We start from the raw sequence: 15,049 nt of genomic DNA, 5'->3' as shown, positions 1-15,049 counted from the left end.
CTACTCAGTTTTCCGCGCTTGCCGGGGCCATGAAGGCAGCCTCCAGCAATTGCTGCGTATAGGGATGTTGCGGCGAGGCGAAAACCGCTTCGGCGCTGCCCTGTTCCACCACCTTGCCATGTCGAACCACCATCAGCTGGTGGCTGAGCGCCTTGACCACCGCTAGGTCGTGGCTGATGAACAGGTAGGTGAGGTTGTACTTGCCCTGCAGTTGCCGCAGCAATTCCACGACCTGGCGCTGCACGGTGCGGTCGAGCGCCGAGGTCGGTTCGTCGAGCAGGATCAGTGCCGGTTTCAGCACCAGTGCCCGGGCGATGGCGATGCGCTGGCGCTGGCCGCCGGAGAATTCGTGGGGGTAACGGTAGCGGGTCTGCGGATCGAGCCCGACCTCCACCAGCGCGTCGATGATCGCCTGCTCCTGTTCGGCCTCGCTGCCGATCCTATGGATGCGCAGGCCTTCGCCGACGATCTCGCCGACACACATGCGTGGGCTGAGGCTGCCATACGGGTCCTGGAACACCACCTGCATCTCGCGGCGCAGCGGGCGCACGTCATGTTGCGCGAGACCGTCCAGCCGGGTGCCTTCGAAGCGGATGCCGCCCTGGCTTTCCAGCAGCCGCAGGATTGCCAGGCCAAGGGTCGACTTGCCCGAGCCGCTTTCGCCAACGATGCCCAGCGTCTGCCCGCGGGGTAGTTCGAAATTGACCCCGTCGACCGCCTTGACGTGGTCCACGGTGCGGCGGAACACGCCTTTGCGGATCGGGAACCAGACCCGCAGGTCGTCCACCGCCAAAAGGGTTTCACCGGGCGGGTTGCTTGCCGGCGCACCGCTGGGCTCGGCGTTGAGCAGCTCGCGGGTATAGGGGTGTCGCGGGGCTGCGAAGAGTTCCTGGCAGGAAGCCTGCTCGACGATCCGCCCTTGTTGCATGACGCAGACGCGGTGGGCGATGCGCCGGACCAGGTTGAGGTCGTGGGTGATCAGCAGCAGGGACATGCCCAGGCGTGCCTGCAGGTCCTTGAGCAGATCGAGGATCTTCAACTGGACGGTGACGTCGAGCGCGGTGGTCGGTTCGTCGGCGATCAGCAGTTGCGGCTCGCAGGCCAGGGCCATGGCGATCATCACCCGCTGCCGCTGGCCGCCGGAGAGTTCGTGTGGATAGGCTTTCAGGCGCTTGGCTGGCTCGGGGATGCCGACCAGCTCGAGCAGTTCGAGAATTCTCGCGCTGGCCTTGGCGCCACCCAGGCCCTTGTGCAGGGCGAGGACCTCGGCGAGCTGCTTCTCGATGGTATGCAGCGGATTGAGCGAGGTCATGGGTTCCTGGAAGACCATGGCGATGCGGTTGCCGCGGATCCCGCGCAGGCGCCGTTCCGGGAGCTTGAGCAGATCCTCGCCCTGGTAGTGGATGCTGCCTGCTGGGTGGCTGGCGACGGAGTAGGGCAGCAGGCGCAGGATCGAGTGGGCGGTCACCGACTTGCCCGAGCCGCTTTCGCCGACCAGGGCCAGGGTCTCGCCCTGGCGGATGTCGAAGCTGACGCCTTCGACCACCCGCTGGCGTTGCTCGCCGGAGAGGAATTCGACGGCGAGGTCGCGGATTTCCAGAATGTTCTCGCTCATCTCATTTCCTCGGGTCGAAAGCGTCGCGGGCGGCTTCGCCGATGAACACCAGCAGGCTCAGCATGACCGCCAGCACCACGAAGGCGGAAATGCCCAGCCAGGGTGCCTGGAGGTTGGACTTGCCCTGGGCGACCAACTCGCCCAGCGACGGCGCGCCGGGCGGCAGGCCGAAGCCGAGGAAGTCCAAGGAGGTGAGGGTGCCGATGGCGCCGGTGAGGATGAACGGCATGAAGGTCAGGGTCGAGATCATCGCGTTCGGCAGGATGTGACGGAACATGATGGCGCTGTTGCGCATGCCGAGGGCCCGAGCGGCGCGGACGTATTCCAGGTTGCGCCCGCGGAGGAACTCGGCGCGGACCACGTCCACCAGGCTCATCCAGGAAAACAGCAGCATGATGCCCAGCAGCCACCAGAAGTTCGGCTGGACGAAGCTGGCCAGGATGATCAGCAGGTAGAGCACCGGCAGCCCCGACCAGACTTCCAGGAAACGCTGGCCGAGCAGGTCGACCCAGCCGCCGTAGTAGCCTTGCAGGGCGCCGACGGTGACGCCGATCAGAGAACTGAGCACGGTCAGGGTCAGGGCGAAGAGTATCGACACGCGGAAGCCGTAGATCACCCGGGCGAGCACGTCGCGGGCCTGGTCGTCGGTGCCCAGCCAGTTTTCCGCCGACGGCGGGGCGGGGGCGGGAACCTTCAGCTCGTAGTTGATGGTGTCGTAGCTGTAGGGGATCGGCGGCCAAAGCACCCAGCCGTCCTTCTCGGCGATCAGTTGGCTGATGTAGGGGCTCTTGTAGTTGGCTTCCAGGGGGAATTCGCCGCCGAAGGTGGTTTCCGGGTAGCGTTTGAAGACCGGGAAATACCAGCCGCCGTCGTAATGCACGACCAGCGGTTTGTCGTTGGCGATCAGTTCGGCGCCGAGGCTGCCGACGAACAGGATGAGGAACAGCCAGAGCGACCACCAGCCACGCTTGTTGCTCTTGAAGCGGGCCCAGCGGCGCTGGTTGATGGGAGACAGGCGCATCGGATTACTCCCGGTTCTCGAAGTCGATGCGCGGATCGACCAGGGTGTAGACGATATCGCTGATCAGCTTCATGACCAGCCCGAACAGGGTGAAGATGAACAGCGTGCCGAAGACCACCGGGTAGTCGCGGTTCATCGCCGCTTCGAAGCTGAGCAGGCCGAGGCCGTCGAGGGAGAAGATCACCTCGATCAACAGCGAACCGGTGAAGAAGATCCCCAGCAGCGCAGCCGGCAGGCCGGCAATCACCAGCAGCATGGCGTTGCGGAATACGTGCCCGTAGAGCACGCGGCGTTCGGTCAGGCCCTTGGCGCGGGCGGTGACCACGTATTGCTTGCCGATCTCGTCGAGGAAGCTGTTCTTGGTCAGCAGCGTGATGGTGGCGAAGTTGCCGATCACCAGGGCGGTTACCGGCAAGGCCAGGTGCCAGAAATAGTCGAGCACCTTGCCGCCGAGGCTGAGCTGGTCGAAGTTGTTCGAGGTCAGGCCGCGCAGGGGGAACCAGTCCCAGTAGCTGCCGCCGGCGAACAGCACCACCAGCAGGATGGCGAAGAGGAAGGCGGGAATGGCGTAGCCGACGATGATCGCCGAGCTGGTCCAGATGTCGAAGACGCTGCCATGGCGGACCGCCTTGGCGATCCCCAGCGGGATCGACACCAGGTACATGATCAGCGTGCTCCAGAGCCCGAGCGAGATCGACACCGGCAATTTCTCGACGATCAGGTCGGTGACCTTGGCGTCGCGGAAGAAGCTCTGCCCGAAGTCCAGGTGCAGGTAGTTCTTCAGCATGATCATGAAGCGCTCGGGGGCCGACTTGTCGAAGCCGTACATGCGCTCGATCTCTTTCACCAGCTCCGGGTCCAGGCCTTGCGCGCCGCGGTATTGCGAGCCGGCCACGGCGACTTCGCCGCCGCCGCCGGAGATGCGCCCGGTGGCGCCGCCGGAAGCGGCGTCGAAGCCTTCCAGCTTGGCGATCATCTGCTCCACCGGACCGCCGGGAGCGGCCTGGATGATGATGAAGTTGATCAGCAGGATGCCGAACAGGGTAGGGACGATCAGCAGCAGGCGCCGCAGGATATAGGAGAGCATGCGGCGTTACTCCCGTTCCGGCTCGGCGTCTTGCGTGGCTTCGGCTTGCGTCTTGCTCGGCAGCGCCTTGTCGCTGGTCTGCCACCAGGTCATCAGGCCCCAGTCGTAGAGTGGCGTCACCTTCGGCCGGCCGAAACGGTTCCAGTAGGCGACCCGCCAGGTATCGACGTAGTAGTTGGGAACCACGTAGTAGCCCCACGACAGTACGCGGTCGAGGGCGCGGGTATGGTCGATCAGGCTTTGCCGCGAGTCGGACTGGATCAGGCTTTCCACCAGGCTGTCGATGGCCGGGTCCTTGAGGCCGATGAAGTTGCGGCTGCCGGCCTTGTCGGCGCTGCTGGAATGCCAGAACTCTCGCTGTTCGTTGCCTGGCGAGTTGGATTGCGGCCAGGTCGCCGAGGTCATGTCGAAATCCCGCGAGCGCAGGCGGTTGACGAACTGCGAGACGTCGACGCGACGGATCTGCATATCGATGCCAAGTTCGGCCAGGTTGCGCTTGAACGGCAGGATGACCCGTTCCATGTTGGCCTGGAACAGCATGAATTCGAAGCTCAGTGGCTGGCCGTCGGGACCTACCATGCGGTTGTTCTCGATCCTGTAGCCGGCTTCGGTGAGCAACTGGTAGGCCTTGCGCCGCTGCTCGCGGATCACCCCGCTGCCGTCGTTGACCGGATTCTGGAAGACCTGGTCGAAGGCCTCGTCGGGAATCTTGCCGCGCAGCGGTTCGAGGATCTTCAGCTCGGCTTCGCTGGGCAACTGGTGGGCGGCCATCTCCGAGTTCTCGAAATAGCTGTTGGTGCGCTTGTAGGAGCTGAAGAACAGCTGCTTGTTCGACCATTCGAAGTCGAACAGCAGGCTGATCGCCTGGCGTACCCGGCGGTCCTGGAACACCGGGCGGCGGATATTGAAGGCGAAGCCCTGCATCCCCACCGGGTTGTGGTTGTGGATGCTGGCCTTGATGAAGCGCCCGTCGCGCAATGCCGGCGACTCGTAGCCGGTGGCCCAGTCCTTCGCCGAATATTCGAGGTTGACGTCGTACTGGCCGGCCTTGAAGGCTTCCAGGGCGACCGACATGTCGCGATAGGAGTCGATGGTGATGGTGTCGAAGTTATAGAGTCCGCGGGAGACCGGAAGGTCCTTGGCCCACCAGTCCTTGACTCGCTCGTAGCTGATGGAGCGTCCCGGATCGACCTTGGCGATGCGGTAGGGACCGCTGCCTACCGGGATTTCCATGCCGGTCTTGGAAAAGTCGCGGTCGGCCCACCAGTGTTTCGGCAGGATCGCGATCTGCCCGAGGATCAGCGGCAGTTCGCGGTTGCCGGCGTGCTTGAAGTCGAAGCGCACGCGAAGCTTGTCCTCGGCGACCACCTTGTCGACGTCCGCATAGTAGTTGCGGTACATCGGGTCGCCCTTGCTCACCAGCGTCTCGAAGGTGAACACCACGTCTTCGGCGGTGACCGGCGTGCCATCGCTGAAACGGGCCTGGGGGCGCAGGTAGAAGCGCACGTAGCTGTTGTCCGGTGCCTTCTCGATCTTCTCCGCGAGCAGGCCGTATTCGGTGAACGGCTCGTCCTGCGACTGGAAGGCCAGGGTGTCGTAGATCAGGCCCAGCGAAGGGGCCGAGACGCCCTTGCCGATGAACGGGTTGAGGCTGTCGAAGCCGCCGAAGTCGGCCTGGCGGAGGATGCCGCCTTTTGGCGCATCCGGATTCACGTAGTCGAAATGCTTGAAATCGGCGGGATACTTCGGAGGCTCATCGTAGAGCGTCAGTGCATGTTTCGGGGCGGCGAGGAGCGGGCCGCAGCAGCCGAGCAGCAGGGCTGCCAGCAGAGGGGTGAAGCGGGGACGGATCATCGGGACGTCTCCAGGTTTTTCTGCCACCACGCGCGCAGGCCCAGGGTGTAGGGCGGGGTGGCGACGAAGGCGAAGCGGTTGCGGTACGCCAGACGGTGCGAATTGAGGTACCAGTTGGGAATGCTGTAGTACTGCCAGAGCAAGGTCCGGTCCAGGGCGCGCGCGGCGGCGACCTGTTCGTCGCGGCTGTGGGCGCCGAGCAGGCGGTTGAGCATGGCGTCGACCACCGGGTTGGCGATGCCCGCGTAATTCTTGCTGCCCTTGACCTTCACCTGGCTGGAGTGGAAGTACTGCCACTGTTCCAGGCCGGGACTGAGGGTCTGTGGCAGGGTCATGAGGATCATGTCGTAGTCGAACTGGTCCAGGCGCTGCTTGTATTGGGCGCGGTCGACGGTGCGCAGGCGCGCGTCGATGCCGATGCTGGCGAGGTTTTCGCGATAGGGCTGGAGAATACGCTCCAGGCTCGGATTGACCAGCAGGATTTCGAAGCGCAGCGGTTCGCCCTTTTTATTCAGCAGTCGGTCGCCGGACAGCTTCCAGCCGGCATCGGCCAGTAGACCGAGTGCATGCCTGAGGGTTTCACGGGGAATGCCGCGCCCCTCGGTGGTCGGCAGGCTGAACGGCTGTTTGAACAACTGCGCCGGCAATTGCTTGCGGTACGGCGACAGGTACAGCCATTCCTGGCCCTCCGGGACGCCGCTGGCGGCGAATTCGCTGTTCGGGTAGTAGCTGCGCGAGCGCAGGTAGGAATTGCTGAAGAGGGCGCGATTGGTCCATTCGAAGTCGAACATCTCGCCCAGCGCCTGGCGTATCGCGCGCTCCTTGAACACGGCGCGACGGGTGTTCATGAACAACGCCTGGGTCTGGCTGGGGATCTGGTGCGGGATTTCCGTGCGGATCACATCGCCGCGCAGAACCGCGGGGAAGCGATAGTTGTTCAGCCAGTTCTTCGCCTGGTGCTCGATGTAGAAGTCGAACTCGCCGGCCTTGAAGGCTTCGAAGGCGACGCCGTTGTCCCGGTAGAAGTCCACCACGACCCGGTCGAAATTGTATTTGCCGCGGTTCACCGGCAGTTTTTCGCCCCACCAGCCCTTCACGCGTTCGAACACCAGGCGGCGCCCGGGATCGACCTCGACGATGCGATAGGGACCGCTGCCCAGCGGCGCGGTGAAGGTGGTGGCGCGGAAGTCGCGATCCTTCCAGTAATGCTGCGGCAGCACCGGAAGCTCGCCCAGGCGCAGGATCAGCAGCGGGTTGCCGGAGCGCCGCAGGACGAAACGCACCCGGTGGGGGGTGAGGATATCGACCCGCTTCACCTCCTGCAGGTAGGTGCGGTACATCGGGTGCCCCTGCTTGACCAGGGTGCGATAGGAAAAGGCCACGTCGCTGGCGGTGATCGGCCTGCCGTCGTGGAAGCGCGCTTCCGGCCGCAGGTTGAATACCACCCAGCTGCGGTTTTCCGTGTATTCCACGCTCTTCGCGATCAGGCCATAGCTGGAGGCTGGTTCGTCGCCGGACGGGTCGTACAGGCCGGTGCCCACCATCAATGGTTCGTTCAGCTCGTTGACTCCGTACTGGAGGAAATCGCCGGTGCCGATCGGGCTGGTGCCTTTCAGGGTGTAGGGGTTGAGCGTGTCGAAGCTGCCCGAGGCCATCAGGCGCAAGGTGCCGCCTTTGGGGGCGTCGGGATTGGTCCAGTCGAAGTGCTGGAAATTGGCCGGATACTTGAGCGTGCCGAATTGGGCATAACCATGGCTCTGGATAATCGCGGCGAAGCTGGGCAGGCTCACGGCCAGGCCGAGGATCAGGAAGGAGAGGCGACGCATCAGGCGTGTGTCCGGGTCCTTGGCTATTTTTGACAACGAATCGTCAGGCAACAGTAACACCTTGCCCGCACAGGAAAAAAGAGGGAGCGCGGGCCTGTCCGGCCTAGGGTCCGGGGTTCTGGCCGCGCTTGCGAAAACGCCACGCCGGCAGGAGCGGGCGTGGCGTTTCGGGACGGCCTGCAATGGGCTGTCAGCGGCTCGCGGTGTCCAGGTACAGGGTCAGGGTCTGGCCGGGCTTGAGCGCCTGCTTGCTGCGCGGGTTCCAGCGCTGCAGGTGCTTCATTTCGACATTGAAGCGCTTGGCGATCAGGTACATCGAGTCGCCTTGCTTGACCTTGTAGTAGGTGGCGCTGTCGCGCTTGCCGGCGGCGTTTCCCTTGCGGGCCGCCAGGGCCTGGGTGCCGCCTTGCAGCTTGAGGGTCTGGCCGACCTTCAGGGCGTGCTTGTCCAGGCCGTTCCAGCGCTTCAGGTCGTTGACGTCGACGCCGTTGTTGCGGGCGATCTGCCACAGGCTGTCGCCGTTCTTGACCTTATAGGAGCGGGTCCTGGCCGGGGTGGAAGCCTGTCGGGCGAGTTGCTGGTAGACCGGCTTGACGGCGCCGCCGGCGATCTGCCCGGGGATGCTCAGTTGCTGGCCCTTGCGCAGGTGGTTGCTGGACAGGCGGTTGGCGCTCTTGAGCTCCGCTACGGTGATCCGATAGCGGTTGGCGATGCTGTGCAGGCTGTCGCCGCTACGCACCCGGTATTGCTGCCAGGCGGTGACTTCCTTCGGCTTGAGGGTGTCCAGCGAGGCGGTCAGGAACGCCGCTTTCTCCATCGGCACCAACAGTTGCTGGGGGCCGTCCATGGTCACGCGGCGCTTGTAGGCCGGGTTAAGCTGGTACAGCTCGTCCTCGTCCAGGTTCGCCAGCGCGGCGACGCTGGACAGGTCGATCCCGCGCTTGACCCGGACGGCCTGGAAGTAGGGCTCGTTGTTGATCGGGTTCAGGCTGATGCCGTAGGAATCCGGCGCCATGACGATCTGTGAGAGGGCGAGCAGCTTGGGTACGTAGTCCTGGGTTTCCTGCGGCAGCGGCAGGTTCCAGTAGTCGGTCGGCAGGCCCAGTTTCTCGTTGCGTTCGATGGCGCGGCTGACAGTGCCTTCGCCGGCGTTGTAGGCCGCCAGGGCGAGCATCCAGTCGCCGTTGAACATGTCGTGCAGGCGCTCGAGATAGGTCAGGGCGGCATTGGTCGAGGCGGTGATGTCGCGGCGACCGTCGTAGAAATTGGTCTGGCGCAGGTTGAAATGCTGGCCGGTGGCGGGAATGAACTGCCAGAGGCCGGCGGCGTTGCTGCGCGACAGGGCGAAGGGGTTATAGGCGCTTTCGATGACCGGCAGCAGCGCCAGTTCGAGCGGCATGTTGCGTTCTTCCAGGCGCTCGACCACGTAGTGCATGTAGAGGCTGCCGCGCGCGCTCGATTGTTCGAGGAACGACTGGTTGCTGAGGAACCAGAGGCGCTGGCGTTCGATGCGCGGGTTGGTGCTGATCGCATCCTGGAGCTGGAAACCGTCGCGCATGCGGTCCCAGATGTCGTTGTAGGCGGCGTTCTGGCCGGGCTGGGTATGCAGCCAGGAGGGGTTGAACTGGACGTCGACGGCTCGGGCGCCGGGACGTGCTGCTTTGGCCTGGGCCTCCCCCTTGATCTGGCCGCTGCCCTGGCAGCCGGCGAGCGCACCGGCGATGAGCAGGATGGACACCCGAACGGCGCGAGCCAGGGCGTCTAGATCGGGGGTTTTACGTGTCTGTGGCGGCATCGGCTGAGTGCTGTTCCGGGCAAAAATTCAGCCGATTCTAGAAATGACCTCAAGAGTGGTCAAGATTTCGCCAACCTTCAGAACTGGTCCTTCCAGGCCCTCAGGACGGCGAAAACCTCCTCCGGGGTGCGGTTTTGCTGGCCGCTCCGCTGGTCGGCTTTTTTCTTAACAGATTTTTCCGAAACGCGAAGAAATGGATTGGTCGACAATTCCAGCGAGATTTCCGACGGCAGGGTGATGCGGTCCCGTTCGCGCAGCCGGGTCGCTTCCTCGAAGCGTTCCCGCAGCGCCGCGTTGTCGGGCTCCACCGCCAGCGCGAAGCGCAGGTTACTCAGCGTGTACTCGTGGGTGCAGTAGACCCGGGTGTTGGCCGGCAGCGCGGCCAGTCGCGCCAGGGAATGGTGCATCTGCGCCGGGGTGCCTTCGAAGAGACGGCCGCAGCCGGCGGCGAACAGGGTGTCGCCGCAGAACAGCAGCGGCGTCTCCGCCGGGTGGTAGTAGGCGATATGGCCGAGGGTATGGCCGGGCACGTGGAAGATCTCGAAGACCAGGCCGAGCACCTCGACCCGTTCGCCGTCTTCCAGCGCCAGGTCGCGGGCCGGGATCTTCTCGTTGGCCGGGCCGAGAACCCGCGCGCCGGTCAGTTCCTTCAGGGCCGCGACGCCGCCGACGTGGTCGTGATGGTGGTGGGTCACCAGGATATCGCTCAACCGCCAGTCGGGATGGGTGGCCAGCCAGGCTTCCACCGGCTTGGCGTCGCCGGGGTCGACCACCGCGCAGCGACGGCTTGTCGCATCTTGCAACAGCCAGATGTAGTTGTCGTTGAAGGCGGGCAGGGCGTCGATCTGTATCATGGGTCGATGTCGCTAAGCAGAAGTCATTGGCGCATAGTATTGCTTATTTTCCCGTCGTGCCGGCGTCCGTCGCCGCGAAGGGGAAGACGCTGGAGGTACGCATGAACGAACCGCAAGCCTTCGCCCAGACCGATGCCGAGTGGCTGGCATCGATCAACCGGGCGCGCGACTGGTTCCAGGGGCCGCTGGGCAGCCTGATGCTGGCCGAGGAGCGACGCCTGTTGTGCGACGAGCTGACCCGTTACTTCGGTGGCTACCTGGTGCACTACGGGCCGCATGCCGAACTGCCGCCGAGCACCGGACAGATTCAGCGCGGCGTGCGCCTGGGGCCGCCGCTGCCGGGCGTGGACATCGCCTGCGAAGAGGGCGCCTGGCCGCTCAGCGAACATGCCGCGGACGTGGTCCTGCTGCAACACGGCCTGGATTTCTGCCTGTCGCCTCACCGTCTCCTGCGCGAAGCCGCGCGTACCGTTCGTCCGGGCGGCCACCTGCTGCTGATCGGCATCAACCCATGGAGCCTGTGGGGCATCCGTCATTATTTCGCCGGGGATGCCTTGCGCCAGGCCCGCTGCATTCCTCCGTCGCGGGCCTGCGACTGGCTCAACCTGCTGGGCTTCGCGCTGGAGAAACGGCGCTTCGGGTGCTATCGTCCGCCGCTTGCGTCGGCAGCCTGGCAATCGCGCCTGGCTCGCCTGGAGCGCTGGGGCGACGCCTGGCAGTCTTCGGGCGCCGGCTTCTATCTATTGGTGGCACGCAAGCTGATCGTGGGGTTGCGCCCGTTGCGCCAGAGCAAGCGCGAACCGCGCGGTCAGCTGGTGCCCATGCCGGTGGCGAAAGTCAGCCGGCGAGATTCCGAAATTTAGGCATGACAGATAAAGAACAGGTAGTGATCTATACCGACGGCGCCTGCAAGGGCAACCCTGGGCGCGGCGGCTGGGGGGCGTTGCTCCTCTACAAGGGCGCCGAGCGAGAGCTTTGGGGCGGCGAGCCGGACACCACCAACAACCGCATGGAGCTGATGGCGGCGATCCAGGCGCTGGCGGCACTCAAGCGTTCCTGTCCGATCCGTCTGATCACCGACTCGGAATACGTGATGCGCGGCATCACCGAATGGTTGCCGAACTGGAAGAAGCGCGGCTGGAAGACCGCCAGCAAGCAGCCGGTCAAGAATGCCGACCTCTGGCAGGCCCTGGATGAGCAGGTCGCCCGGCACCAGGTGGAGTGGCAGTGGGTCCGCGGGCATACCGGCGATCCCGGCAACGAGCGGGCCGACCAGTTGGCCAACCGTGGCGTCGCCGAATTGCCGCGCTGAGCGGCCACACCGAAACAAGCGTTCAGCAGCCGCGGCTGCAGCGAAACAGAGAAAGGCTCTATAGATGCGTAGCGTCGTACTGGATACCGAAACCACCGGCATGCCGGTGACCGATGGTCACCGGATCATCGAGATCGGCTGTGTCGAGCTGGAGGGGCGCCGCCTGACCGGTCGCCACTTCCACGTCTACCTGCAACCCGATCGCGAGGTCGACGAAGGGGCGATCGCCGTCCACGGCATCACCAACGAATACCTGAAGGACAAGCCGCGCTTCCGCGAGGTCGCCAACGATTTCTTCGAATTCATCCGCGGCGCCCAGCTGATCATCCACAACGCGGCGTTCGATATCGGCTTCATCAACAACGAGTTCGCCCTGCTGGGCCAGCAGGACCGCTCGGACGTGACCGAGTACTGCTCGGTGCTGGATACCCTGCTGATGGCCCGCGAGCGCCATCCGGGCCAGCGCAACAACCTCGATGCGTTGTGCAAGCGCTACGGCGTGGACAACTCCGGTCGCGACCTGCACGGCGCGTTGCTCGACGCCGAGATCCTCGCCGACGTCTACCTGGCGATGACCGGCGGCCAGACCAGCCTGTCGCTGGCCGGCAGCGGCGCGGAAGGCGACGGCAGCGGCCGGCCGATGGTCAGCCCGATCCGTCGGCTCGATCCGGCGCGGGTAGCCACCCCGGTGCTGCGCGCCAACGCTGAAGAGCTGGCTGCGCATGCGGCGCGGCTGGCGGTGATCGAGAAGTCGGCAGGTGGTCCGTCGCTCTGGGCGCAACTGGAAGCGCCGGTCGGCGAATAGCCTGCCCATGCACCACGGGCGCCGCGTTCAGCGTGTCGCCCGGTCCACCAGCAAGGTGTCGCAGAACTGCTCGAAACGGCGGATCCTGCCGTCCTCTACCGTCCATACGTGTGCCACACGCGCTTCGAACGACTTGCCGCTGCGACGGTGGGTCGCTGCATATCGACCGACGGCGACCACGCTGTCGCCGCCGTCGATCAGGCGCTCGATCTCGACCCTGAAGCCCTCCCAGTCCCGCTGCAAGGCCTGGAACACACCGGCGCCGATGGCGGCCGCGCCGACATAGGTGCCGGCCAGCGGGAAACCGGCCATTTCCGTCCATTCGGTGCGTTCGTCCATGTCCGCCAGCATTCCGGCGAGGTCCCCACGGCTAGAGGCCGCATAGTGATCGCTGACGATCCGATAAGCGCTGCGCATCGTTGTCGCTCCGTAGCAGGGCAGAGAGGTCCATGCTCCTCGCTGGCGGGAGAGGAGGCAAGCGCGGCGCGCCGACTTGTGTTGCCGCGACCTTTTCTTACAAGGGCAAGCCGCCGGGGGTTACGTGCGTGCCGGCAAGTCTCTACCCTGAGCCGACCGGCGGGGTTCGCCCGCCTGCTGCTCGGGATCAACAATGTATAAAGACCTCAAATTTCCCGTCCTCATCGTCCATCGCGACATCAAGGCCGACACCGTTGCCGGCGAACGCGTGCGGGGCATCGCCCACGAACTGGAGCAGGACGGCTTCAGCATTCTCTCCACCGCCAGCTCCGCCGAGGGGCGCATCGTCGCTTCCACCCACCACGGCCTGGCCTGCATTCTGGTCGCCGCCGAAGGTGCCGGGGAAAACCAGCGCCTGCTGCAGGATGTGGTCGAACTGATCCGCGTGGCCCGCGTGCGGGCGCCGCAATTGCCGATCTTCGCCCTCGGCGAGCAGGTGACCATCGAGAACGCGCCGGCCGAGTCCATGGCCGACCTGCACCAGTTGCGCGGCATCCTCTACCTGTTCGAAGACACCGTGCCGTTCCTCGCCCGCCAGGTCGCCCGGGCGGCGCGCAACTACCTGGCCGGGCTGCTGCCGCCATTCTTCCGTGCGCTGGTCGAGCACACCGCGCAGTCCAACTATTCCTGGCATACGCCGGGCCACGGCGGCGGTGTCGCCTATCGCAAGAGTCCGGTGGGACAGGCCTTCCACCAGTTCTTCGGGGAGAACACGCTGCGTTCCGACCTGTCGGTCTCGGTCCCCGAGCTGGGATCGCTGCTCGACCATACCGGCCCCCTGGCCGAGGCCGAGGACCGTGCCGCGCGCAATTTCGGCGCCGACCATACCTTCTTCGTGATCAATGGCACTTCCACCGCGAACAAGATCGTCTGGCACTCCATGGTCGGTCGCGAAGACCTGGTGCTGGTGGACCGCAACTGCCACAAGTCGATCCTCCACTCGATCATCATGACCGGGGCGATACCGCTCTACCTGACTCCGGAACGCAACGAACTGGGGATCATCGGGCCGATCCCGCTGAGCGAATTCAGCAAGGAGTCGATCGCCGCGAAGATCGCCGCCAGCCCGCTGGCGCGCGGCCGCGAGCCGAAGGTGAAGCTGGCGGTGGTGACCAACTCCACCTACGACGGCCTGTGCTACAACGCCGAGCTGATCAAGCAGACCCTCGGCGACAGCGTCGAGGTGTTGCACTTCGACGAGGCTTGGTACGCCTATGCCGCGTTCCACGAGTTCTACGACGGACGCTATGGCATGGGCACCTCGCGCAGCGAGGAGGGACCCCTGGTGTTCGCCACCCACTCCACGCACAAGATGCTCGCCGCCTTCAGCCAGGCCTCGATGATCCACGTGCAGGATGGCGGGACCCGGAAGCTGGACGTGGCGCGCTTCAACGAAGCCTTCATGATGCACATCTCGACCTCGCCGCAGTACGGCATCATCGCTTCGCTGGACGTGGCTTCGGCGATGATGGAAGGGCCCGCCGGGCGTTCGCTGATCCAGGAGACCTTCGACGAGGCCCTCAGCTTCCGCCGGGCCCTGGCCAACGTACGGCAGAACCTGGACCGGAACGACTGGTGGTTCGGCGTCTGGCAGCCGGAGCAGGTGGAGGGCACCGATCAGGTCGGCACCCATGATTGGGTGCTGGAGCCGAGCGCCGACTGGCACGGCTTCGGCGATATCGCCGAAGACTACGTGCTGCTCGATCCGATCAAGGTCACCCTGACCACCCCGGGCTTGAGCGCCGGCGGCAAGCTCAGCGAGCAGGGGATTCCGGCTGCCATCGTCAGCCGCTTCCTCTGGGAGCGCGGGCTGGTGGTGGAGAAAACCGGTCTCTACTCCTTCCTGGTGCTGTTCTCGATGGGCATCACCAAGGGCAAGTGGAGCACCCTCGTCACCGAACTGCTCGAATTCAAGCGCTGTTACGACGCCAACCTGCCGCTGCTCGACGTCTTGCCCTCCGTGGCCCAGGCCGGCGGCAAGCGCTACAACGGCGTGGGCCTGCGCGACCTCAGCGACGCCATGCACGCCAGCTACCGCGACAACGCCACGGCGAAGGCCATGAAGCGCATGTACACGGTGCTGCCGGAGGTCGCGATGCGGCCGTCCGAGGCCTACGACAAGCTGGTGCGCGGCGAGGTCGAGGCGGTACCGATCGCTCGGTTGGAAGGGCGCATCGCGGCCGTCATGCTGGTACCCTATCCGCCGGGTATCCCGCTGATCATGCCGGGTGAGCGCTTCACCGAGGCGACCCGCTCGATCCTCGACTATCTCGAGTTCGCGCGGACCTTCGAGCGCGCCTTCCCTGGTTTCGACTCCGATGTGCATGGCCTGCAGCATCAGGACGGACCGTCCGGGCGCTGCTATACCGTTGAATGCATAAAGGAATGAAGCCGACAGGCTAA

12 protein-coding genes are annotated in these 15,049 nt (G+C 64.9%); 4 read left to right on the top strand and 8 right to left on the bottom strand.

Annotated features, from left to right (window positions below; genetic code table 11):
• Window positions 1-4: 4 nt before the first annotated feature.
• The 7 genes from LJF27_RS17375 to gloB form a co-directional block, all read right to left on the bottom strand.
• A complete protein-coding gene (locus LJF27_RS17375; RefSeq protein WP_003087940.1) occupies window positions 5-1,615 on the bottom strand; it encodes an ABC transporter ATP-binding protein in 1,611 nt (536 codons plus the stop codon).
• 1 nt (window position 1,616) lies between these two features.
• Window positions 1,617-2,636, bottom strand: a complete 1,020-nt coding sequence (locus LJF27_RS17370) for an ABC transporter permease (protein WP_003087942.1) — start codon at window positions 2,634-2,636, stop codon at window positions 1,617-1,619.
• 4 nt (window positions 2,637-2,640) lie between these two features.
• The gene (locus LJF27_RS17365; RefSeq protein ID WP_003087943.1) at window positions 2,641-3,723 is read right to left on the bottom strand and encodes a microcin C ABC transporter permease YejB; all 1,083 of its coding nucleotides are present in this window, start codon (window positions 3,721-3,723) and stop codon (window positions 2,641-2,643) included.
• A 6-nt stretch (window positions 3,724-3,729) separates the two neighbouring features.
• On the bottom strand, window positions 3,730-5,577 hold the full coding sequence (locus tag LJF27_RS17360; RefSeq protein WP_016263589.1) for an extracellular solute-binding protein: 1,848 nt from the start codon (window positions 5,575-5,577) through the stop codon (window positions 3,730-3,732).
• Window positions 5,574-7,403, bottom strand: a complete 1,830-nt coding sequence (locus LJF27_RS17355; RefSeq protein ID WP_023116621.1) for an extracellular solute-binding protein — start codon at window positions 7,401-7,403, stop codon at window positions 5,574-5,576. Before LJF27_RS17355 ends, LJF27_RS17360 begins: the two co-directional genes overlap by 4 nt.
• A 190-nt stretch (window positions 7,404-7,593) precedes the next feature.
• Window positions 7,594-9,198, bottom strand: coding sequence for a lytic transglycosylase domain-containing protein (locus LJF27_RS17350; RefSeq protein WP_003120244.1), 1,605 nt, complete (start codon window positions 9,196-9,198; stop codon window positions 7,594-7,596).
• A 77-nt stretch (window positions 9,199-9,275) separates the two neighbouring features.
• A complete protein-coding gene (gene gloB, locus LJF27_RS17345) occupies window positions 9,276-10,052 on the bottom strand; it encodes a hydroxyacylglutathione hydrolase (protein ID WP_004343011.1) in 777 nt (258 codons plus the stop codon).
• A 101-nt stretch (window positions 10,053-10,153) separates the two neighbouring features.
• Between gloB and LJF27_RS17340 the strand changes: the two genes are divergently transcribed.
• The 3 genes from LJF27_RS17340 (at window position 10,154) to dnaQ (ending at window position 12,169) form a co-directional block, all read left to right on the top strand.
• Entirely contained in the window at window positions 10,154-10,915 is a 762-nt protein-coding gene (locus tag LJF27_RS17340) for a methyltransferase domain-containing protein (RefSeq protein ID WP_004343013.1), read from the top strand.
• A gap of 2 nt (window positions 10,916-10,917) precedes the next feature.
• The gene (gene rnhA, locus LJF27_RS17335; RefSeq protein WP_003087954.1) at window positions 10,918-11,364 is read left to right on the top strand and encodes a ribonuclease HI; all 447 of its coding nucleotides are present in this window, start codon (window positions 10,918-10,920) and stop codon (window positions 11,362-11,364) included.
• 64 nt (window positions 11,365-11,428) lie between these two features.
• Window positions 11,429-12,169 carry a DNA polymerase III subunit epsilon gene (dnaQ, locus tag LJF27_RS17330; protein ID WP_003087958.1) on the top strand — a complete coding sequence of 247 codons (741 nt, stop codon included), beginning with the start codon at window positions 11,429-11,431 and terminating at the stop codon, window positions 12,167-12,169.
• Between the two features lie 27 nt (window positions 12,170-12,196).
• Here dnaQ and LJF27_RS17325 read toward each other — a convergent pair whose 3' ends face one another.
• Window positions 12,197-12,586, bottom strand: a complete 390-nt coding sequence (locus LJF27_RS17325; RefSeq protein ID WP_003098144.1) for a nuclear transport factor 2 family protein — start codon at window positions 12,584-12,586, stop codon at window positions 12,197-12,199.
• 193 nt (window positions 12,587-12,779) lie between these two features.
• On the opposite strand from LJF27_RS17325, the gene ldcA reads away from it, so the two are divergent.
• Window positions 12,780-15,035, top strand: a complete 2,256-nt coding sequence (gene ldcA / locus LJF27_RS17320; protein WP_003087961.1) for a lysine-specific pyridoxal 5'-phosphate-dependent carboxylase LdcA — start codon at window positions 12,780-12,782, stop codon at window positions 15,033-15,035.
• Window positions 15,036-15,049 lie beyond the last annotated feature (14 nt).

It is taken from the genome of Pseudomonas sp. 203-8, assembly GCF_020708595.1.
Taxonomy (GTDB): Bacteria; Pseudomonadota; Gammaproteobacteria; order Pseudomonadales; family Pseudomonadaceae; genus Pseudomonas; species Pseudomonas aeruginosa.
Note: the sequence above shows the minus strand (reverse complement) of the source record. Positions and strands in the feature narration are given on the sequence as shown.